Source organism: Pseudomonas sp. HMSC057H01 (genome assembly GCF_001836405.1).
GTDB lineage: Bacteria > Pseudomonadota > Gammaproteobacteria > Pseudomonadales > Pseudomonadaceae > Pseudomonas > Pseudomonas aeruginosa.
In genome coordinates, this window is record NZ_KV828413.1 from 1 (window position 1) to 21,012 (window position 21,012).

General features: G+C 66.4%; 21 protein-coding genes. 15 read left to right on the forward strand and 6 right to left on the reverse strand.

Annotated features, from left to right (window positions below; translation table 11 throughout):
* Positions 1-569: IS3 family transposase (locus HMPREF2581_RS06495; RefSeq protein ID WP_070867309.1), on the forward strand; the 569-nt coding region annotated here is incomplete at its 5' end.
* A 186-nt stretch (positions 570-755) separates the two neighbouring features.
* Here the strand turns inward: HMPREF2581_RS06495 and HMPREF2581_RS06500 are convergent.
* Together HMPREF2581_RS06500 and HMPREF2581_RS06505 are read right to left on the reverse strand one after the other, a co-directional pair.
* On the reverse strand, positions 756-1,082 hold the full coding sequence (locus HMPREF2581_RS06500; protein WP_170868735.1) for a hypothetical protein: 327 nt from the start codon (positions 1,080-1,082) through the stop codon (positions 756-758).
* A 71-nt stretch (positions 1,083-1,153) separates the two neighbouring features.
* Positions 1,154-1,711, reverse strand: a complete 558-nt coding sequence (locus tag HMPREF2581_RS06505; RefSeq protein ID WP_023107584.1) for a Panacea domain-containing protein — start codon at positions 1,709-1,711, stop codon at positions 1,154-1,156.
* A gap of 640 nt (positions 1,712-2,351) precedes the next feature.
* Between HMPREF2581_RS06505 and HMPREF2581_RS06510 the strand changes: the two genes are divergently transcribed.
* From HMPREF2581_RS06510 to HMPREF2581_RS06545, 8 genes are all read left to right on the forward strand, one after another.
* Positions 2,352-3,284 carry a hypothetical protein gene (locus tag HMPREF2581_RS06510; protein ID WP_003084116.1) on the forward strand — a complete coding sequence of 311 codons (933 nt, stop codon included), beginning with the start codon at positions 2,352-2,354 and terminating at the stop codon, positions 3,282-3,284.
* 163 nt (positions 3,285-3,447) lie between these two features.
* On the forward strand, positions 3,448-4,134 hold the full coding sequence (locus HMPREF2581_RS06515) for a YoaK family protein (RefSeq protein WP_003106170.1): 687 nt from the start codon (positions 3,448-3,450) through the stop codon (positions 4,132-4,134).
* Between the two features lie 133 nt (positions 4,135-4,267).
* The gene (gene hudA / locus HMPREF2581_RS06520) at positions 4,268-5,758 is read left to right on the forward strand and encodes a UbiD family decarboxylase HudA (protein WP_003137133.1); all 1,491 of its coding nucleotides are present in this window, start codon (positions 4,268-4,270) and stop codon (positions 5,756-5,758) included.
* A gap of 40 nt (positions 5,759-5,798) precedes the next feature.
* Positions 5,799-6,275: a MarR family winged helix-turn-helix transcriptional regulator gene (locus HMPREF2581_RS06525; protein WP_003118626.1), complete on the forward strand. Its 477-nt coding sequence runs from the start codon at positions 5,799-5,801 to the stop codon at positions 6,273-6,275.
* 91 nt (positions 6,276-6,366) lie between these two features.
* Positions 6,367-6,654, forward strand: a complete 288-nt coding sequence (locus HMPREF2581_RS06530) for a hypothetical protein (protein ID WP_003137130.1) — start codon at positions 6,367-6,369, stop codon at positions 6,652-6,654.
* Positions 6,655-6,921: 267 nt separating this feature from the next.
* On the forward strand, positions 6,922-7,563 hold the full coding sequence (locus tag HMPREF2581_RS06535) for a suppressor of fused domain protein (protein ID WP_003106166.1): 642 nt from the start codon (positions 6,922-6,924) through the stop codon (positions 7,561-7,563).
* A 164-nt stretch (positions 7,564-7,727) separates the two neighbouring features.
* Positions 7,728-8,162, forward strand: coding sequence for a CBS domain-containing protein (locus tag HMPREF2581_RS06540; protein WP_003084101.1), 435 nt, complete (start codon positions 7,728-7,730; stop codon positions 8,160-8,162).
* Between the two features lie 77 nt (positions 8,163-8,239).
* Positions 8,240-8,686 (forward strand): GNAT family N-acetyltransferase, encoded by a 447-nt coding sequence (locus HMPREF2581_RS06545; RefSeq protein WP_003084100.1) that lies wholly within the window; start codon positions 8,240-8,242, stop codon positions 8,684-8,686.
* On the opposite strand, the gene HMPREF2581_RS06550 is transcribed toward HMPREF2581_RS06545, so the two are convergent.
* Positions 8,683-9,549 carry a helix-turn-helix domain-containing protein gene (locus HMPREF2581_RS06550; RefSeq protein WP_003137128.1) on the reverse strand — a complete coding sequence of 289 codons (867 nt, stop codon included), beginning with the start codon at positions 9,547-9,549 and terminating at the stop codon, positions 8,683-8,685. The genes HMPREF2581_RS06545 and HMPREF2581_RS06550 overlap by 4 nt on opposite strands.
* 177 nt (positions 9,550-9,726) lie before the next feature.
* On the opposite strand from HMPREF2581_RS06550, the gene pobA reads away from it, so the two are divergent.
* From pobA to HMPREF2581_RS06570, 4 genes are all read left to right on the forward strand, one after another.
* Positions 9,727-10,911, forward strand: coding sequence for a 4-hydroxybenzoate 3-monooxygenase (gene pobA / locus HMPREF2581_RS06555; protein ID WP_003137126.1), 1,185 nt, complete (start codon positions 9,727-9,729; stop codon positions 10,909-10,911).
* 174 nt (positions 10,912-11,085) lie between these two features.
* On the forward strand, positions 11,086-12,591 hold the full coding sequence (locus tag HMPREF2581_RS06560; protein WP_003137124.1) for an MDR family MFS transporter: 1,506 nt from the start codon (positions 11,086-11,088) through the stop codon (positions 12,589-12,591).
* A gap of 116 nt (positions 12,592-12,707) precedes the next feature.
* Positions 12,708-13,154: a type II 3-dehydroquinate dehydratase gene (aroQ, locus tag HMPREF2581_RS06565; protein ID WP_003137122.1), complete on the forward strand. Its 447-nt coding sequence runs from the start codon at positions 12,708-12,710 to the stop codon at positions 13,152-13,154.
* The gene (locus HMPREF2581_RS06570) at positions 13,151-14,005 is read left to right on the forward strand and encodes a shikimate dehydrogenase (protein WP_003137120.1); all 855 of its coding nucleotides are present in this window, start codon (positions 13,151-13,153) and stop codon (positions 14,003-14,005) included. Before aroQ ends, HMPREF2581_RS06570 begins: the two co-directional genes overlap by 4 nt.
* Positions 14,006-14,044: 39 nt before the next feature.
* On the opposite strand, the gene HMPREF2581_RS06575 is transcribed toward HMPREF2581_RS06570, so the two are convergent.
* Both HMPREF2581_RS06575 and quiC read right to left on the reverse strand, forming a co-directional pair.
* Complete coding sequence (locus HMPREF2581_RS06575) at positions 14,045-14,713, reverse strand: TetR/AcrR family transcriptional regulator (protein ID WP_003101858.1); 669 nt, start codon at positions 14,711-14,713, stop codon at positions 14,045-14,047.
* A gap of 92 nt (positions 14,714-14,805) precedes the next feature.
* Positions 14,806-16,710, reverse strand: a complete 1,905-nt coding sequence (quiC, locus tag HMPREF2581_RS06580) for a 3-dehydroshikimate dehydratase QuiC (RefSeq protein ID WP_003137117.1) — start codon at positions 16,708-16,710, stop codon at positions 14,806-14,808.
* A gap of 546 nt (positions 16,711-17,256) precedes the next feature.
* Between quiC and HMPREF2581_RS06585 the strand changes: the two genes are divergently transcribed.
* Positions 17,257-18,582, forward strand: a complete 1,326-nt coding sequence (locus HMPREF2581_RS06585; protein ID WP_003101861.1) for an MFS transporter — start codon at positions 17,257-17,259, stop codon at positions 18,580-18,582.
* Positions 18,583-18,647: 65 nt separating this feature from the next.
* Positions 18,648-19,913, forward strand: a complete 1,266-nt coding sequence (locus HMPREF2581_RS06590) for an OprD family porin (protein WP_003133066.1) — start codon at positions 18,648-18,650, stop codon at positions 19,911-19,913.
* A 25-nt stretch (positions 19,914-19,938) separates the two neighbouring features.
* On the opposite strand, the gene HMPREF2581_RS06595 is transcribed toward HMPREF2581_RS06590, so the two are convergent.
* Positions 19,939-20,817: a DMT family transporter gene (locus HMPREF2581_RS06595; protein ID WP_003121656.1), complete on the reverse strand. Its 879-nt coding sequence runs from the start codon at positions 20,815-20,817 to the stop codon at positions 19,939-19,941.
* Between the last annotated feature and the right edge of the window lie 195 nt (positions 20,818-21,012).

Genomic DNA, 21,012 nt, shown 5'->3' on the forward strand with positions numbered 1-21,012 from the left:
CGGTGGAGCGCGAACGTCTGAGTTTGCCGAGCGCACCAAACCAGGTCTGGTCGATGGACTTCGTCTTCGATGCACTGAGCACCGGGCGGCGGATCAAATGCCTGACGGTGGTCGATGACTTCACCAAGGAGTCGGTCGGCATCCTGGTGGAGCACGGTATCAGCGGCTTTCGCGTCACACGGGCGCTGGACGAGATGGCGCGGTTTCGCGGCTACCCGAAAGCGAGCCGCACCGACCAAGGGCCCGAGTTCACCGGCAAGGCACTCGATCAATGGGCCTATCAGCGCGACATCAAGCTGAAGCTGATTCAGCCTGGTAAGCCCACGCAGAATGCCTTCATCAAGTCGTTCAACGGTAAGTTCCGGGACGAATGCCTCAGTGAGCACTGGTTCTATTCGCTGGCCGAAGCGAGAATCCGCATCGCGGCCTGGCGGCGGGATTACAACGAACACCGACCGCACAGCGCGATTGGCAATCTCACCCCGGCAGAATTTGCTGCAAGTTGGCGAACTCGCCAGCAGCAGCTGAAGCAGGAAAAATTAATATCAACCCCAGGGCTTACTAACTAGGCAGCGGTACTAAAACTGGGGGCAGGTCAACCGCATCCCGTGGAAGACCAACAAGGTGCCGTAATTGCCTGCTGCTGGTAGCGTGCTGGTAAGCGCAGATAGGGAAATTAGCCAGAACGGCTGGACGCTGCGGAAATGCTGGTGTCCCGGAGAGGGGTCGAACCTCAGACCCGCGCGGCAGGTGCACTAAATCTTGTGCTGCCTCATGAACCGCTCAACTTTGATTTTGACGTCGGGCGAGATGTCGAAGCCTGCCCGAATCCGAGTGAAATCGCCTGCGTTGATGGGCTGATGCGTCTTGATGGACTTCTGCGCTACCCCTTGCTCAAGCCGTGCAAGGTTGAAAGGGCCTGCCTCGCGGTATACGACCCAGCTGTCGCGCAGAACAAAGGGATGACAACCCTTCTTTAGAATGCATGACTGATCGAAATACTTATCTGGATAGACAGTCGAGATGTTGACAAGCAACACCGCGTCATACCCAAGAACCGGGCAGTACACGGGGTCATTCATCACGAAGTGCAGGTGATTCGCACCCCCGGTGGGGATTAGCAGAGTTCCCTTCTGAAATACGTTCCCTGGCATCAAATGAACTCAGACAGCTTCCTACCGTGCCGACGGCGCTCAGCAAGATCGCGCGCCTTGATCTCCGCCAGCTCCTCGCTTTGACCAAGCGCCATGAAAGTATCCTTTGGATCAATGTCCCTGGAAGAGCCGTGGGGGTCGTGCCACTCACCAATGTGATGGTGGGTGTAGTCCCGCAATTGGTACTTGGTCATGTGGCCAAACTCTTGCCAGACCGATTCCAAAATGCTGCGATCCGATCGGCTCAACTCATCCAGATCGTCCCAATTCTCCACGTCATGGACCAGACGGACCTCGTGATCCACCAACGGAGAAATCCAAGCGCTCCAAACCTCAGAGCGCAAACGCCCCTTGATGAGGTCTAGCGTCGAGGAAAGGACAGGCCCATGGGGCATGGAAACAGCTCGATCGTCCGACATGGGAACGTCGAAACGAGCCATCGACTCTCGGTCTGCCAGGTACAGCAGTTTGATCAGCGTGAGATGAGGCAGCGGCCCTTCGGCACTCGCCAAAAAGAAAGCTGCCATGTGAGCCACTTTCTGTTCACTGAAGATCACGTCAAACCTCTCTTGCCTATCCCTTAGGCGGTGTAGCAAATGGTGGCGGATTATGGGGCTGCTCAAAATTTAGTCAAGCTCGCCAGCAATCAGTTCAGGCTAAGCCAGACCAAAGGAGGCAACCTACAGATCACGCATACTGTACAAAAATACAGTACTCATTGCCACTTCTGCTCTCGCACTAGCTATAGCACCTCGCCGCAATCCTTGCATTACCTCACGAATTCACTCAGCTCGGCCGGCAAAAAGGTTGGTCACATATTGATCAATCGAGACGCATAAATGGCCCAGCAGCGCGCATCGTGTATGCCTCTGTGTATGCCAGAAAAAAATCATAACAGTAAATACTTATTTATCATCACCTTACAATGCAGGTTAGAGGCCGCCGGATTCCAGAAGCCCGCCTTGTGCGGGCTTTTTGCTTTCAGACCTGCCTCGCCGCCACCCGCTCCGCCGAGCAGCGCCTCTCCCTCGCCACAGAGACCAGAGCAACCGATCCTGTCCGGCCGGGAATGGCACCCAAGGCCGGGGTCAGATGAAGGGTCGATCGGCGGATAGTTCCTCGGGGCTGGCCGTTTCACGTCTATAGTTCTGCATGCTCGGATGCCGTTCCTACCAGGACTCCCACAGGAGCAACAGGATGCGCTCATGGCATGGCGTAGTCACGAAAATCGCCAAGCAAGGCAAGGGCGCCGTGGTCAAGAATCGACTCGGCCCGGAAGAGCTTCTGGTGCCCTTCACAGTGAGTACGCTCGTCGAGGTCGACCTGGACGCAAGGATCTACGGAACGGATGTGGACGACACGCCCTGGGCGGAGGGCGACGAACGAAAGGAGGTGCTGGTCGGTACCGAAGTGGAACTGCTGACCGATACGGATACCTTTCCTACCCATGCGTCCCAGGTGCTCAGCGCCAATTTCCGTTTCGCCCTCGACATCGTCAAGGGAGGGCTCAGCGGCCCGGTCAGGAAAGGGGCGGTCCTGGTCATCTACCACGACTTCCAGCAGGAGATCCGGAGAGGCGACTCCGGCAGCGCCTTCGCGGAGGCGGTCGTCGCCTATGCGCGGAACAAGCTCTACAAGCCGGCCTTCGCGATCAAGGCCGATACCAACTACGCCCAGTTGGTTCGGGATCTAGGCAAGGTTGCCGCGGAGAGCGGCGAACAGTACTTCATCGATACGATCCTCATCGCCACCCACGGCACGGCTGGCCAACTCTGGCTGGGCAACCCCCACGGCGATAGCACCGCGGACGTCATGGCCCGGCGTGTCCAGGGCAAGCAGTTCGTCGAGCCCCAGGCCTTTGGTGCGACCCTTCTCGAACTGTTCGGCAAGGAACTGGCCATCGCCCTCTACGGGTGCGACTTCGCCGGGGACGAGGACGGAGAAGCGGCGGCCCTCGAGCTGCGCATCGCCGCCAACGCGAGAGCGGTCTACGCCGGCAAGGGCACGGTGTATCTCAATGCCAGCAAAGAGGGTCGTTCCACGGTGACCTGCAGCAAGGCGATGGTGGTCTACCGGACCGACAAGATCGAGGTACTGGGTGGAAACCAGGTACCGGTATTCGATATCTGAGGCCCCGCCCCGCACTGTCATTGCCGATTGCCCAGGATCTTCGGCCCCAGACGCTCCGCCTCGCCCCTGGCCTTTTCCCTGGGGAGAGCCTTAAGATCGGGAGTCCGCACTGGGGCGGACCTTCTCTTCCTGCGGGTGGTTTCTCCGGATGCTTCCAGACAGCATGGTGGGTAGCAGCGCGCGGCGCCTTCGTTTGCGGCGAACGCGCGGGCGTGTCGGGCTCGGCCTGGTGGCCGGGCTGTCGGTACTGGCAGGCATGACCGACGCCATCGGTTTCCTCGCCACCGGCGACTTCGTTTCCTTCATGAGCGGCAACACCACGCGCCTGGCGGTATCGCTGGGCGAGGGCGACTTCGGCGGGCTGGTGCGGCTGAGCGTCGCCCTGGCCAGTTTCGTCGTCGGCAACGCGCTGGGAGTGATACTGGCGCGCTTCAGCGGGCGCCGGGCGGCGCCGATCCTGGTCTGCTGCGCGATGCTGCTGGCGTTGTCGGCGGTCTGGCCATTCGACTGGAACGTGCCGGCGCTGGTCGCCGCGATCCTCGCCATGGGCATGCTCAACGCCGTGGTCGAGCAGGTCAACGGCCTGCCCATCGGCCTGACCTACGTCACCGGCGCCCTCTCCCGCTTCGGCCGCGGCCTCGGCCGCTGGCTGCTGGGCGAGCGGCGCAACGGCTGGCGGGTGCAACTGGTGCCCTGGAGCGGCATGTGCGTCGGCGCGGTGCTCGGCGCCCTACTGGAACAGCAACTGGGCCTCGCGGCGATGGCGGCGAGCGCAGCGCTGGCGGCTCTTCTCGCGTTGCTGGCACTGGTGATTCCGCGGCCATGGCAGATGGACTATATGGTGCGTTGAGCGGCCACTGCGGGGTTTGCCGCGTGCCACGACGGCCCGACGAATCCCCGGAACGGAGCGCAGCACTTCTTGACCTCGCCTGGAACCATTCAATAGGATGCGTGCACACGCACTTATATGGAGTGGCGAGCCGATGAACCGCAGCGCCCTGGATTTCCGCCACTTCATCGACCACCTGCGTCGCCAGGGTGACCTGGTGGACGTGCACACCGAGGTCGACGCCAACCTGGAGATCGGCGCCATCACCCGCCGGGTCTACGAACGCCGCGCACCCGCCCCGCTGTTCCACAACATCCGCGACAGCCTGCCCGGCGCGCGGGTACTGGGCGCGCCGGCCGGCCTGCGCGCCGACAGGGCCCGCGCCCATTCGCGCCTGGCGCTGCATTTCGGCCTGCCGGAACACAGCGGGCCACGGGACATCGTGGCCACGCTGCGCGCCGCGATGCGCGCGGAACCGATCGCGCCGCGCCGGCTGGAGCGCGGGCCGGTGCAGGAAAACGTCTGGCTCGGCGAGCAGGTGGACCTGACCCGCTTCCCGGTCCCCTTGCTCCATGAGCAGGACGGCGGCCGCTATTTCGGCACCTACGGTTTCCACGTGGTACAGACGCCGGACGGCAGTTGGGACAGCTGGTCGGTGGGCCGGCTGATGCTGGTGGACCGCAACACCCTGGCGGGTCCGACCATTCCCACCCAGCACATCGGCATCATCCGCGAGCAGTGGCGCCGCCAGGGCAAGCCAACGCCCTGGGCGATGGCCCTCGGCGCACCGCCGGCGGCACTCGCGGCGGCCGGTATGCCGTTGCCGGAGGGGGTCAGCGAAGCCGGCTACGTAGGCGCCCTGGTCGGCGAGCCGGTGGAGGTGGTGCGCACGCAGACCAACGGCCTGTGGGTTCCGGCCAATGCCGAGATCGTCCTGGAGGGCGAGATCAGCCTCGACGAAACCGCACTGGAAGGCCCGATGGGCGAATACCACGGCTATTCCTTCCCCACCGGCAAGCCGCAGCCGCTGTTCCACGTCCATGCGCTGAGCTTCCGCGACCAGCCGATCCTGCCGATCTGCGTCGCCGGCACGCCACCGGAGGAAAACCACACCATCTGGGGCACCATGATTTCCGCGCAACTGCTGGACGTGGCGCAGAACGCCGGACTGCCGGTGGACATGGCCTGGTGCTCCTACGAGGCGGCGACCTGCTGGGCCGTGCTGTCGATCGACGTGCAGCGCCTGGCGGCCCTGGGCACCGACGCCGCGGCCTTCGCCGCACGGGTCGCCGAGACCGTCTTCGGCTCGCATGCCGGGCACCTGGTGCCGAAGCTGATCCTGGTCGGCAACGACATCGACGTCACCGAGATCGACCAGGTGGTATGGGCGCTGGCGACCCGCGCGCATCCGCTGCACGACCATTTCGCCTTCCCGCAGATCCGTGACTTCCCGATGGTTCCCTACCTCGATGCCGAGGACAAGGCACGAGGCAGCGGCGGTCGGCTGGTGATCAACTGCCTGTACCCGGAACAGTTCGCCGGGCAAATGCGTGCCGCTACGGCGTCGTTCCGCCACGCCTATCCGACGGCGCTGCGCAGGCGAGTCGAAGAACGCTGGAGCGACTACGGATTCGCCGACGCCTGAGCGCTACAATCCCCGCCCTGGCGAAAGAGGATCGAGGAAGGTGACCGGGCCAATGACCGAGACGAACGCACTGGGGCTGCCCCAAGGCCCGCTGTACCTGATGACGGAGATCGTCCGCCAGCGCGAACGGCAACTCACCGCCCTGCTTGCCCCTCTCGAACTGGGGCTGCATGAATGGCGTGCGTTGCGGATCATCCACGCCTTCGACGGTGACGTGCCGATGAGCGTGCTCATCGAGCACTCGCAGACCGACCGCACCGCGCTGGGCCGGACCATCGAACGGCTGGTGCGGCGCGGCTGGGTCAGCCGCCTGCCGGACCCGGACGACGGTCGCGCCGTGCTGGTGCGCCGCAGCCCCGCGGCACAGGCGGTGTTCGAGCAGGCCCTGGCACAGGTCGCAGGGCTCGACGAAAGGCTGCTGGCGGCTCTCGGCGCCGGCCCGGAAGAAGAGGCGCTGACCCTCGCCCTGGGCAAGTTGCTGCGGGCCTTCGACGGGCTTTCCCGCGTGACGCAATAGCCTTTCGAGGGCATCTCCGGGTTTGCGAAGCAACTCTCATCCCGGTCATGGACTGACCATCCGGCCCCCTATTTGCTGGCCGACTGATAGCATGGGCGGCCTTCGCAAGCCCATTCGACCCGCAATGCCACGACACCCGCACACCACCCTGCTCCTCTGCCTTTGCCTGACCCTGCCCGGTTGCGAGAGCGGCCGCAGCTACAGCTTTTCCGAGGACGCGCCTGTCACAGGCATCCGCATCCAGCGCGACGACCGCTCGCCGTTGCAGCGCCTGCGGGACTGCGAACGCCAGGGTTGCAGCGAGCGGCAGAAGATCGACCCGTTCACCCCCGATCCTGACTACCTGCGCGCGGAAGGCCACTTCCCGCTGCCCTGGTAAGCTTCCCTCTTCGCCCGTTCCCGACGGGCTTTTTTCCGTTCCCGACAGATACCCTCAGCTGCCCTCAGCGCTTTCCTACGCACCAAGAAGGAAAGCCTCTCGCCTCTCTCGGAACGAGCCGATTTCTCGGCAGTCGCCGTTCGCATTCCATTGGTCACCCAACGGCAACGAGGATCGGCCATGACTGGATTGCCCTCGCATGGCAACGGACGCGCCCCCGGCGCCTGCCCATGTCCGGCCCTACCCGCCCCACTCCGAGGACTGAAGATGAACGACTACATCGCCCGGCTGCGCGAGAAATACGACGACCATTTCGGCTGTGCGCCGAGCATCGTCCTGGACTGCCGTGACTTCTGGAGGCACTGCGTGACGGCACCGGAAATGGCGGTGTTCGGCTACCGCCTGGAAAGCAGCCGGCGCCCGCACCACGTGGTGATCACCGCGGGGATGAGCCAGGCACGGATGCACTTCGCGCCCTATATGGGCAGCGCGCGCTGGTCCAGCGAGCTGATCTGCTACCTTGACGTCCTCGGCGGTGAGGACCTGCGCCACCTGCAGTGGCTCGCCGGCCTGCCGTTCCACGAACGCCTGGCCCTCGGCCACGGACACAGCGTGGCATTCGGTTTCCCGCTCTACGAGCACAGCCTGCTGCGTCACTTCCTTCTCCTGCCGACCCCGCTGGGCGAAGATGCCGCCCTGTTCGACGGTTTCGACCTGTCCGCCCATCCGGTCGACCTGCTCTGGGTCGTGCCGCTAACCGAGCAGGAATACCAGGTGAAAGTGAACAAGCACCTGGAAGGCATCGCCGAAGTGCTGAACGACGCCGGACATCCGCTCAGCCTCGACCGGCATCGCCATTGCTACGTCACCGGCCTACGTCCGGAAGGGTTCGAGCGGATACTGCATTAGGTCGCCGGACAACCGGAGCAAGAGGCCCGTCGCCAGGCCCTACCTTCGTCGGGGAAGCCGGCGATGACGTTTTTCAATCGGTTCGATGCCGTTTTCCCCGCTTGCCGATCCGCTCGCCGTCTACGATTCTTGCTGGACGTGAGAACGGCTCCGGAGGGGCGCGCATGAAAACCGTGGCACAACTGTTGAACGCCAAGCAGAACCAGCAGGTGTACACCATCGGACCGGACGAGATGGTGCTCGACGCCCTGCGCCTGATGGCGGAAAAGAACATCGGCGCGCTGCTGGTGGTGAACCATGGCGAGGTGGTCGGGGTGGTCAGCGAGCGCGACTACGCGCGCAAGATGGTCCTCAAGGGCCGTTCGTCCATCGGTACGCCGATCAGCGCGATCATGAGCGCGCCGGTGGTCAGCGTGGACTCGAAGCAGAGCGTCGACACCTGCATGAACCTGATGACCGATCGCCACCTGCGCCACCTGCCGGTCGTGGAAGACGGCCAGTTGCTCGGCCTGCTGTCCATCGGCGACCTGGTCAAGGCGGCGATCGCCGAGCAGGCCGAGCTGATCCAGCAACTGGAACAGTACATCCGCGGCGACTGAAGCGTACATGCCGGCCCTGCCCTTTTCCCGCCGGCTCACGCGATAATCCGCGGCTGTTCCCGTTGCGAGCCGCCGCCATGTCCTCTCCGCCGAAGATCCGCCGCTACATTCCCGCCGACCGCGATGCCACCCTCGCCATCTGGCTGGAGGCCTCGCGCGTCGGCCACGGTTTCCTCGGCGAAGCCGAGTTGCAGAAGCAGAAGGCACTGGTTCGCGATCATTATCTGGATGCCTCGGAAACCTGGCTGGCGCTGGACGGCGATACGCCGCTGGGCTTCATCGGCCTGCTCGATGCCTTCATCGGCGGCCTGTTCGTCGCCCCGACGGCCCACGGGCGCGGGATCGGCCGGCAACTGGTGGAGCACGCGGCAACCCTGAAGGGCGCGCTGGAGGTCGAGGTCTACGCCGCCAACCGCGAGGCGCTGGGGTTCTACGCACGCTGCGGCTTCGTCGAGAGCGGCCGACGCCCGCGTGACGACGAGGGGCGCGCGCTGGAGATCGTCCAGTTGCGCCGCGAACACTAGTCGCCCTTGCGGAAGACGCTCGGCGAGACGCCGCTCAGGCGCTTGAAGAAACGGGTGAAGTAGGCCGGCTCGCTGAAGCCGAGGCGGTCGGCGATCTCGTTCACCGTCATCGCCGTGTAGACCAGGTCGCGCTTGGCCTCCAGCAGCAGGCGCTGGTGCACGATGCCCAGTGCGGTCTGCCCGCTGAGGCGGCGCGCCACGCTGTTCAGGTGTGCCGGGGAGATGCCCAGGCGACGCGCGTACTCGTCGATTCCCAGGTGCTCGCGGAAATGCCGCTCGACCAGTTGCGAAAAGGCCGATAGGTATTCCTGACCACGACCCGGCCGTGCCTCCGCCCGCCGGACCATCACCTGCCGCCCCAGCCACACCGCCAGCACGCCGATCAGCGACTGCAACAACAGCTCGCGCGCCGGCGCAGCGCCGGCGTACTCGCCGTCTATGGCGTCGAACAGCGTGTCGATATAGCGCCGGTACGCGCCCACCGGGTACAGCCCCGGCGCTTCCAGCGCCTGGCGCTGCGCGCCGAGGTGCGCCTGCAAGCGGGCCAGCAACGGTGCGGCGAGCGTCAGCACGTAGCCGTCGATGCGCTCGGAGAACTGGAAGCCATGGATGCACAACGGCGGTACGAACTGGATGGAGGGCTGCTCGACGCGAGTCGGCTCGCCCTCGACCTGGAGCTGCGCCCAGCCCTTGCGCACGTAGAGCAACTGAGCGAGATCGGCATGCCGGTGCGGCTTGATCTCCCAGTCGTGCAGGCGACTGCGGGCGGGGATCGACTCGCAGTGCAGCAGGTCCGGGGTCGGCCATTCGAGGGGCGCGCCGTAGAGCTTGAACACCGGGACGTCGCGGGTGGAATCCGTCATCGAGCCCTCCGAGCGAAATGGCCGATTGCCGAACAGACTTTATAAAAGTCCAGAAATAGATCGGCAATTTGCCTTCTATAGCACCCCACGGCAAACAAAAATACAGCCACCTCCAGACAAGATCAGCGCCGGCGCATGCGCCGCCGGCCAGCCATAACAGCGAGAGGGCTATCCGCAATGAAGACTCAAGTCGCCATCATCGGCGCCGGTCCGTCCGGCCTCCTGCTCGGCCAGTTGCTGCACAAGGCCGGCATCGACAACGTGATCCTCGAACGCCAGACCCCGGACTACGTGCTCGGCCGCATCCGCGCCGGCGTGCTGGAACAGGGTATGGTCGACCTGCTGCGCGAGGCCGGCGTCGACCGGCGCATGGCGCGCGACGGGCTGGTCCACGAAGGCGTGGAGATCGCCTTCGCCGGGCAGCGCCGGCGCATCAACCTGAAGCGCCTGAGCGGCGGCAAGACGGTGACGGTCTACGGCCAGACCGAGGTCACCCGCGACCTCATGGAAGCCCGCGAAGCCTGCGGCGCCACTACCGTCTACCAGGCCGCCGAGGTGCGCCTGCACGACCTGCAAGGTGAGCGCCCCTACGTGACCTTCGAACGCGACGGCGAACGGCTGCGCCTGGATTGCGACTACATCGCCGGCTGCGATGGCTTCCACGGCATCTCGCGGCAATCGATCCCGGCGGAACGGCTGAAGGTCTTCGAGCGGGTCTATCCGTTCGGCTGGCTCGGCCTGCTCGCCGACACCCCGCCGGTCAGCCACGAACTGATCTACGCCAACCATCCGCGCGGCTTCGCCCTGTGCAGCCAGCGTTCGGCGACCCGCAGCCGCTACTACGTACAGGTGCCATTGACAGAGAAGGTCGAGGACTGGTCCGACGAGCGCTTCTGGACGGAACTGAAAGCGCGCCTCCCGGCCGAGGTGGCGGAGAAACTGGTGACCGGTCCTTCGCTGGAGAAGAGCATCGCGCCGCTGCGCAGCTTCGTGGTCGAGCCGATGCAGCATGGCCGGCTGTTCCTCGCCGGCGACGCCGCGCACATCGTGCCGCCCACCGGCGCCAAGGGACTGAACCTGGCGGCCAGCGACGTCAGCACGCTCTACCGGCTGCTGCTGAAGGCCTACCGCGAAGGGCGGGGCGAACTGCTGGAACGCTACTCGGCAATCTGCCTGCGGCGGATCTGGAAGGCCGAACGCTTCTCCTGGTGGATGACTTCGGTGCTGCATCGCTTCCCCGACACCGACGCGTTCAGCCAGCGCATCCAGCAGACCGAACTGGAGTACTACCTGGGCTCCGAGGCGGGCCTGGCGACCATCGCCGAGAACTATGTCGGCCTGCCCTACGAGGAAATCGAGTAGGCCGCGCCACCCCGGCGCAACGCCGGGGCACCGTTCCCAAGGCGGGACGCAACGTTGGCGCAGGCGAATATCGACGAAAGACGACCCTCGGATCGATATTCCCCGGCACCTGTCCTACCCCAGGCGCAGTATGATGCCCGCTGCCTTCGCGTTCCGTCCGCCCCAGGTGCCGTCTTGTCCGATCTCGCCCAGAACCCGCCCGCCGTCCGTACCGTCCTCGCCGGCCTGATGCTGTCGATCTTCCTCAGCGCCCTCGACCAGACCATCGTCGCCGTCTCCCTGCCGGCGATCTCGGCCGACTTCGCCGACCTCGACCTGCTGGCCTGGGTGATCTCGGCCTACATGGTGGCGATGACCGTATCGATGCCGATCTACGGCAAGCTCGGCGACCTCTACGGCCGCCGCCGTCTGATGCTCTTCGCCATCGTCGTGTTCACCGCCGCCTCGCTGCTTTGCGGGCTCGCGCAGAGCATGGGCCAACTGGTGCTGGCGCGAGTGCTGCAAGGGGTCGGCGCGGGCGGGCTGATGGCGGTGAGCCAGGCGATCATCGGCGACATCGTCCCGCCGCGCGAGCGCGGCCGCTACCAGGGCTACTTCAGCAGCATGTACGCCATCGCCAGCGTCGCCGGCCCGGTGCTCGGCGGCCTGCTCACCGAGTACCTGTCGTGGCGCTGGGTGTTCTGGATCAACCTGCCGATCGGCCTTCTCGCGCTGGCCATCTCGCGGCGGACCCTGGTCGGCCTGCCGGTGCCGCGCCGGCAACCGGTGATCGACTACCTGGGCATCGTGCTGATGGTGGTGGGTCTCACCGCGCTGCTCCTGGCCATCACCCAGATCGGCCAGGGCGCAGCCTGGAGCGACCCGGCGCTGCTCGGCCTGTTCGCCCTGGCGGCGCTCGCCCTGCTGCTGTTCGTCGCCCAGGAGCGGCGCTTCCGCGAACCGCTGGTGCCGATGCAACTGTTCGCCGTCCGCGCCGCCACCCTCAGTTGGCTGGTTGCGTTCTTCGCCAGCTTCCAGGCCATCTCGCTGACCGTGCTGGTGCCGCTGCGCTACCAGAGCGTTACCGGCGCCGGCGCCGACAGCGCCGCGCTGCATTTGCTGCCGCTGGTCATGGGCCTGCCGCTGGGCGCGTACTGCTGCGGGCGGCTGACCGCCAGCCTGGGACGCTACAAGCCGCTGATCCTGCTCGGCGCCGTCCTGTTGCCCTGCGGCATCGCCGGCCTGGCCCTGGTCCCGGTCGGCGACCACTGGCTGTCCGGGCTGTGCATGCTGCTCACCGGGATCGCCATCGGTACCCAGTTCCCGACCAGCCTGGTGGCCGCGCAGAACGCCGTGGAGCAACGCCACATCGGCGTCGCCACCAGCAACGCGACGCTGTTCCGCTCCCTCGGCGGGGCGGTCGGGGTGGCGCTGATGTCAGCGATCCTGCTGGCCCTGCTCAAGCACCTGCGGATCGGCGGCGGGCTCGACCAGGGCTTTTCCGAGAGCGCCCTGCTGAGCAGCCTGGACGCCGCCAGCGGGCCGGCCCGGGTGATCCTCCAGCATGTCCTCGCGGATGCCTTCAAGGTGCTCTTCCTGGTCAACGCGGCGGTGGCGCTGCTCGGCCTGGCGGTGGCCTCGGCACTACCCGACATGACCCTGCGCGGCCGCGGCGCGACGCAACCGACGGCAGGCGAGTGAGCGGACGCCGATAATCGAACGCTTTCGTCCCGTCGGCGACGGCGTCCGGTTTAAAAAAGTAACCGTTCGGTACATTTTCCCGGCATCGATGACATCATTGCTGTGGAGGCTGCGCCATGACGCGCACGGTACTGGTCCTGAACGGCCCCAACCTGAATCTGCTCGGCATCCGCGAGCCACAGACCTACGGCCGGCGGACCCTGGGCGAAATCGCCGACGAATGCGCGGCCTTCGCCGAGACGCGCGGCTTCGCCGTGGACTTCCGCCAGACCAACCAGGAAGGCCAACTGCTCGACTGGATCCACCAGGCCCGCGGCCGCGTCGCCGGCATCGTCATCAACCCCGCCGCCTGGACCCACACCTCGGTGGCGCTGCGCGACGCCCTGGCCGCGGTGGAACTGCCGGTGGTCGAAGTGCACCTGTCCAACGTCCACCAGCGCGAAGCGTTCCGCCACCACTCCTACGTCTCGCCGGTGGCGCTGGGGGTGATCTGCGGATTCGGCAGCCTCGGCTACCGCCTGGCCCTGGAACATTTCGCCGAGCGTTTCGAGGCGGCCGCATGAGCGCGCCGCGATCGGTTCTCGCCGGCCTGATCGGTGCCGGCATCCAGGCGTCGCGGACCCCTGCCCTGCACGAGCGCGAGGGCGACGCCCAGGGCATCCGCTATCTGTACCGGCTGATCGATCTCGACCCGCTGGGCAAGTCGGCGGACGACCTGGAGTTCCTGCTCGCCGCCGCCAGCGACCTCGGCTTCACCGGGCTGAACGTCACCTTCCCCTGCAAGCAGGCGATCATCCCCCTGCTCGACGAACTCTCCGCCGAGGCGCGCGGCATCGGCGCGGTGAACACCGTGGTGCTGCGCGATGGCCGGCGCATCGGCCACAACACCGACTGCCTGGGCTTCGCCGAGGGCTTTCGGCGCGGCCTGGCCGACGCGCCGCGCCAGCGCGTGGTGCAGATGGGCGCGGGCGGCGCCGGCGCGGCAGTGGCCCACGCGCTGCTCGCCGAGGGCGTCGAGCGGCTGGTCCTGTTCGACGTCGACCCGGCGCGGGCCCAGGCCCTCGCGGACAACCTCAACCAGCACTTCGGCGCGCCACGAGCGCTCGCCGGCAGCGACCTGGCCGGCGCCCTGGGCGACGCCCAGGGATTGGTCAACACCACCCCGGTGGGCATGGCCAAGCTGCCCGGCATGCCGGTGCCGGCGGAACTGTTGCGCGCCGACCTGTGGGTCGCCGAGGTGATCTACTTTCCGCTGGAAACCGAGCTGCTGCGCCAGGCCCGCGCCCTCGGCTGCCGCACACTGGACGGCGGCACCATGGCGGTGTTCCAGGCGGTGAAGGCATTCGAACTGTTCAGCGGAGTAGAGGCTGACGCCGCGCGCATGCAGGCGCACTTCGCCAGCCTGGGCGACTGAATGGCGCCCCTCTCCCGCCAAGGGGAGAGGGGACCGGAGTCAGGCACGGATGTAGCGCAATACCGCCTCGCCAATCATCCGCCGGTGCCGCTGGCGAACCTCGGCGTCGTGCAGGTCGGTGCGAAAGATCCGCGACACGGTGTAGCGATTGGACACCCGGTAGAAGCAGAACGAACTGATCAGCATGTGCACGTCGAGCGCCTCCAGCCCGGCGCGGAACACCCCTTCCGCTTCGCCGCGGCGGAGAATCTCGGCGATGCTCTGGACGATCGAGCTGTTGACGCTCTGCACCAGTTCGCTGCTGGCGATGTGCTCGCCCTTGTGGATGTTCTCGATGCTGATGATGCGCACGAAATCCACGTGCCGGTCGTGGTAGTCGAAGCTGAACTCCACCAGCTTCTCCATCGCCTTGGCCGGCGGCAGCGCGCCCAGCCGCAGGGTGCCCTCGATACCGCGGATGTCGCTGTAGAGCTTCTCCAGCACGGCCTGGTAAAGCTGCTCCTTGCTGCCGAAGTAGTAATAGATCATCCGCTTCGAGGTATGCGTGCGCTCGGCGATGGCGTCGACCCGCGCACCCGAGAGGCCCTGGGCGACGAACTCGTCGATGGCGGCGCGGAGGATGTCCTGGCGGGTCTTCTCGGGATTGTTCTTGCGTCCCTTGCCGCGCGGAGCGGATTCCTCCACGACGGCGGGATCAGGCTTGGACATCGGTGACTCACTCGTGGCCGGCGGGAATTGCGGCCGATTATGCGGGGCCCGCCCGGCTGTAGGAAGAGCACCTGCCGGAGCCCCGACAATTCTCACAGCTTGACCCGGCGCACACCCCGCCGCGCTTGCGCCATCGCCGCCAGGCGCACCGGCACGTTGGCCGCGCCGTAGCCGGCGTAGCCGTGGCGGCGCTGGAGGATCTCGAAGAAGAAGCGCTCCTCGAACGGCTCGGTGAACACATGGAACAGCTCGCCGCCCTGGGCGTCGCGGTCGTAGAGGACGTTGTAGTAGGCCAGTTCGCTGAGGAACTCGTCGTCGAAGTCGAAGCGCGCGGCGAGGTCGTCGTAATAGTTCAGCGGGATTTCCAGCAGTGCGACCCCGGCCTCCTTGGCCTGGGCCACGGCGGCGAAGATGTCGGCGCAATCGAAGGCGATGTGATGCACGCCGGAACCGCGATAGCTGGACAGCGAACGGGCGATGGCGGTGTTGCGGTCCTCGGAAATGTTCAGCGGCAGGCGCACGCTGCCGCAGGGGCTACGCACGGCACGGCTGGTGACCAGGCCATAGGGGTCGGGCAGCACCACCTCGTCATCGGCGCCGAAGTCGAACAGGCTCTTGTAGAACAGCACCCAGCTGTCCAGGCCTTCGGCGGGCAGCGCCAGGGCCACGTGGTCGACGCGTCGCAGGCCGAGGCCGGAGGTGTCGGCGTCGTTCGTCACGAAGTCGCTGTCGTAGATGCTGCGGCCCTCGGTGTGCTGCTCGACCAGATACAGCAGGCTGCCGTCGAGGGCGCGCACCGCCGGGATTTCCCGCTCGTTGGGGCCGAGCAGTCCGCGGTACGGCTGGCCTCCGTACGCACGAGCGCGCCCCAGCGCCTGGCCGGCGTCACGCACGCGCAGCGCGGTGGCGCACAAGGACGGTCCGTGGGCCTCGAAGAAACCGTGGGCGAAGGAATAGGGCTCGGCGTTCAGTACCAGGTTGATGTCGCCCTGGCGCAACAGGCTGACATTCTTCGAACGGTGCTCGCCGGCCCTGGCGAAGCCCAGTCGCTGCAACCACTGGCCAAGGCGCGCGCCGAGCGTCTCGTCGACGGCGAACTCGAGGAACTCGATGCCGTCGCAGAGGCTCGCCGGCGGCGGCGCGAACAGCTCGTCCACCGCCACGTGCGGCGTCTGGCGTTGCAGGCGCTCGCGGGTCTTCTCCTCGAGGTAGAGCAGCGAGCGCAGGCCGTCGACGGCGTTGGCGCGGGTCGGCGCGGCGCGGAAGCCGTCGTTGAAGACCTCCAGCGACAGCGGACCGCGATAGCCGGACGCGACGACCGGCGCGAGGAAGCCTGCCAGGTCGAAGCCGCCCTGACCCGGGAAGCAGCGGAAGTGCCGGCTCCATTCCAGCACGTCCATTGCCAGCAAGGGCGCGTCGGCCATCTGCACGAAGAAGATCTTTTCCCCCGGAAGATCGGCGATGCCGCGCGGATCGCCGTCCAGCGAAAGGGTATGGAAGCTGTCGAGGATCAGCCCGAGGTTCGCCTGGTCGGCCCGCCGCACCAGGTCCCAGGCCTGCTCCCAGGTGTTCACCTGGCGCCCCCAGGCCAGCGCCTCGTAGCCGATGCGCAGGCCGCGGACGGCGGCGCGCTCGGCCAGCTGCCGGAGGTCATCGGCCAGCAGCGCCGGTTCGCCGAGGGCATCGGCAGCGACGTTGCTGCACACCAGCATTAGGTCGGTGCCGAGCTCCTGCATCAGGTCGAACTTGCGTTCGGCGCGCTCCAGGTTTCGCCCCAGGCGTTCCCGGCGGCAGCCCTCGAAGTCGCGGAACGGCTGGAACAGCAGGATCTCCAGGCCCAGGTCGGCACACAGCCGGCGTACGTCGCGCGGGCTGCCGTCGTAATGAAGCAGGTCGTTCTCGAAGATTTCCACCCCGTCGAAACCGGTGGCGGCGATGGCCTCGAGCTTTTCCGGCAGGGTGCCGCTCAGGGATACGGTGGCGATCGAACGCTGCATGCTTCGACTCCTCAATGCGCTCTACGGCGCCTGGCGCCGCGCGAGGGCCGGCGGCGGAACGGCGGAGGCGCGGATAGCCCGCGCGGGATGCGCCGGGAAGCCACTTCGGGTCGCTGAGACCGCTCGCCCGGCAAGCCGATTATTGGTTTGCGCCAACTGACGGGCAACGCAAAATGTACGAACTGGTTAGTATTCCGTTCGAATATCGAACGGAAGCACGATTATCGAATTGACGCTTTTTCGACCAATCGCGCACCATCGCAGCCACCCGTGCAGGCCGTCCCGATCTGCCGGAAGCGCTCCGCGCTTCTTCCCCGGGCACCTGCGCAACCCACGCGACATAACAATTTCAAGAATCGGGTACCCGCTCATGTCCATCGCCGACCTCTCCGTCCGCCCTCCATCCCGTCCGCTCGCCGCTCGCCCGGCCCGACCGCCCCTGGCCCGCTGACACCGGCGCGGCCCCTGGCCCGCCTGCGTGCAACCCAGAACGACAAATCCAGGCCGGGCGCCCAGGCGCCGGCCGCCGAAAGGATGGCCCCGTCAATGATCCACTCTTCCAGCTCTCGACTGCTCGCCGCCGACGCCCCGCGGGAATCCCGCGGCGGCAGGATCCGCAACGCCTTCGCCGTCGGCCGGACGCGCTGGGGCATGCTCGCCCTGGTGTTCTTCGCCACCACCCTGAACTACATCGATCGCGCCGCCCTCGGCGTGATGCAGCCGATCCTGGCCGAGAAGATGAGCTGGACGGCAATGGACTACGCCAACATCAACTTCTGGTTCCAGGTCGGCTACGCCATCGGCTTCATCCTCCAGGGCCGCTTCATCGACAAGGTCGGGGTCAAGCGCGCGTTCTTCCTCGCCGTGCTGCTCTGGAGCCTGGCCACCGGCGCCCACGGCCTGGCGACCTCGGCGGCGGGCTTCATGGTCTGCCGCTTCATCCTCGGCCTGACCGAGGCGGCCAACTACCCGGCCTGCGTGAAGACCACCCGCCTGTGGTTCCCCGCCGGGGAACGGGCGGTGGCCACCGGCATCTTCAACGCCGGCACCAATGTCGGCGCGATGGTCACCCCGGCCCTGTTGCCGCTGATCCTCGGCGTCTGGGGCTGGCAGGCGGCGTTCCTCTGCATGTCGGCGCTGGGCCTGGTCTGGCTGGTGTTCTGGTGGCGCAACTACTACAACCCCGAGGAGCATCCGCGGGTGAAGCAGAGCGAGCTGGAATACATCCAGCAGCAGGAGGAGCCGCCCGCCACCCGCGTGCCCTTCTCGCAGATTCTCCGCCGCCGCGGCACCTGGGCCTTCGCCCTGGCCTACTCGATCACCGCGCCGGTGTTCTGGTTCTACCTCTACTGGCTGCCGCCGTTCCTCAACCAGCAGTACGGCCTGGGCATCAGCGTGACGCAGATGGGCATCCCGCTGATCCTGATCTGGTTGACCGCCGACTTCGGCAGCGTCGGCGGCGGCATCCTTTCGTCCTGGCTGATCGGCCGCGGCATGCCGGCGATCCGCGCGCGCCTGCTGTCGATGCTGCTGTTCGCCTGCACCATCGTCGGCGTGGTGTTCGCCGCCAACGCCAGCGGCCTGTGGATCGCCGTGCTGGCCATCGCCCTGGCGGTCGGCGCACACCAGGCGTGGACGGCGAACATCTGGAGCCTGGTGATGGACTACACGCCCAAGCACCTGATGAGCACGGTGTTCGGCTTCGGCGGCATGTGCGCGGCGCTGGGCGGGATGTTCATGACCCAGATCGTCGGCGGCGTACTGACCGCGACGAACAACAACTACGCGGTGCTTTTCACCATGATCCCGGCGATGTACTTCATCGCCCTGACCTGGCTGTACTTCATGGCCCCGCGCCGGATCGAAGCCTGAGTCCAAGCGCCCGGCGCTCGCCGGGCGCCTCCCTGCCTAGAGAACAAGAACGAAGGGACACTCCCATGTCGCACCCGAGCCACGTCCGCGCGCTCTGCGCTTCCCTCTGCCTGGGCGCCGGCCTGCCAGTCCATGCCGGGCACGTCCATGCCGGGCAAGGTTTCCTCGAAGATGCCAAGGCCAGCCTCACCGCGCGCAATTTCCACCTGCACCGCAACTTCGTCGGCGATGCCAGCCAGGGCAAGGCCGAGGAGTGGACGCAGAGCTTCATCCTCGACGCCCGCTCCGGCTTCACCCAGGGCAGCGTCGGCTTCGGCCTCGATGTCCTCGGTCTCTACAGCCTGAAGCTGGATGGCGGCAAGGGAACGGCCGGCACCCAACTGCTGCCAACCCACGACGACGGCCGCCCGGCCGACGACTTCGGACGCCTGGCGGTGGCCGGCAAGCTGCGCGTGTCGAACAGCGAACTGAAGATCGGCGAATGGATGCCGGTGCTGCCGATCCTCCGCTCCGACGATGGCCGCTCGCTGCCGCAGACCTTCCGCGGCGGCCAGCTCAGCGCCAACGAGATCGCCGGCCTGACCCTCTACGCCGGCCAGTTCCGCGGCAACAGCCCGCGCAACGACGCAAGCATGCAGGACATGTCGCTGTTCGGCCGGCCAACCGCCACTTCCGACCGCTTCGATTTCGCCGGCGGCGAATATCGCTTCAATGGCGAACGCAGCCTGCTCGGCCTGTGGAACGCCGAGCTGAAGGACATCTACCGCCAACAGTACCTGCAACTGCAACACAGCCAGCCGCTCGGCGACTGGCTGCTGGGCGCCAACCTCGGCGGCTTCCGTGGCCGCGACGCTGGCAGCGCGCGCGCCGGCAAGCTCGATAACCGCACCGTTTCCGCGCTGTTCTCCGCGCGCTACGGGCTGCATACCCTCTATCTCGGCCTGCAGAAGGTCAGTGGCGACGATGGCTGGATGCGGGTCAACGGCACCAGCGGCGGAACCCTGGCCAACGACAGCTACAACGCCAGCTACGACAATCCCGGCGAGCGCTCCTGGCAACTGCGCTACGACTTCGACTTCGTTGGCCTCGGCCTACCCGGCCTGACCTTCATGACCCGCTACCTGCATGGCGACCATGTGCGCCTGGCCGGAGTCACCGACGACGGCAGCGAATGGGGACGCGAGAGCGAGCTGGGCTACACGCTGCAGAGCGGCGCCTTCAAGCGTCTCAACGTCCGCTGGCGCAACTCCAGCCAGCGCCGCGACTGGGGCAGCAATACCCGCTTCGACGAGAACCGGCTGATCGTCAGCTATCCGCTGAGCCTGTTGTGAAGCCTACGCGCCGACCCCGTTGCGTTCAGCGGCCACGGCGCCAGGCGACCACCAGGCCGCTGGCGCAGATGACGAGGATGCCGAGCAGCGCCCAGGCGTCCGGCACGTGGCCGAACACCAGCAGGCCGAGCAGGCCGGCGAAGATGATCTGGCCATAGCTGAACGGCGCCAGGGTCGCCGGCGGCGCATGGCGGAAGGCCTGGGTCAGCAGCAGGTGGCCGCCCATGCCGCAACCGCCCAGGGCGATCATCATCAGGCCGTGGAGAAGACTTGGGGTCTGCCAGAAGAACGGCACCAGCAGGCTCATGATGAGCGTGTTGAAGATGCCGGCGAGGAAGTTGCTGGTGGTCGGGCTGTCGCTGTTGGCGAGCATCCGCGTGAGCAGCTGGTAGAGCCCGAAGCACAGCGCCGAGCCGAGCGGGAACAACGCCGCCGGGGTGAACAGCGCGCCACCGGGACGCACGATGAAGAGCACGCCGATGAAGCCGGTGAGCACCGCCAGCCATTGACCGAGGCTGACCTTCTCCTTCAGTAACGGCACGGATAACGCGGTCACCAGCAGCGGCGCCAGGAAGTTCACCGCGGTCGCCTCGGCCAAGGGCAGGTAGCGCAGGCCGGTGGTGAAGAACAGGCTGGTGCCGATCAGGCACAGCGCCCGCGCCAACTGCATGAGCGGACGGCGGGTGCGGATCACCGCGAGGCCGTTGCGCGGCACGAACACGGCGACCATCAGCAGGGTGTGCACCAGGTAGCGGGCCCAGACCACCATGACGATCGGGTAGAAACCGGAAAGGAACTTGGACAACCCGTCGTGGCTGGCGAACAGGAACACCGCGGCACAGATCAGCAGGATGCCGCGCAGGGTCTGGTCGCTGGCGGGCAGCGGGGAGGTGGATGCGTTCATCGGAGGGTCCGGGCACCAGGGCAAATCGATAGCAGGCTATTTATTCTGACGGTACCCGCCATCGAGGAAAGAAACGATCGGCTTCAACGTTTGGAAACTATAGAACCCCGTTCCATTATGCAAACGGGCAACCTGCCTGCGCGGTGGCGCTACAGGCGGGCGAGCAGCGCCCGGGTCCGCTCGATCGCCAGCCGC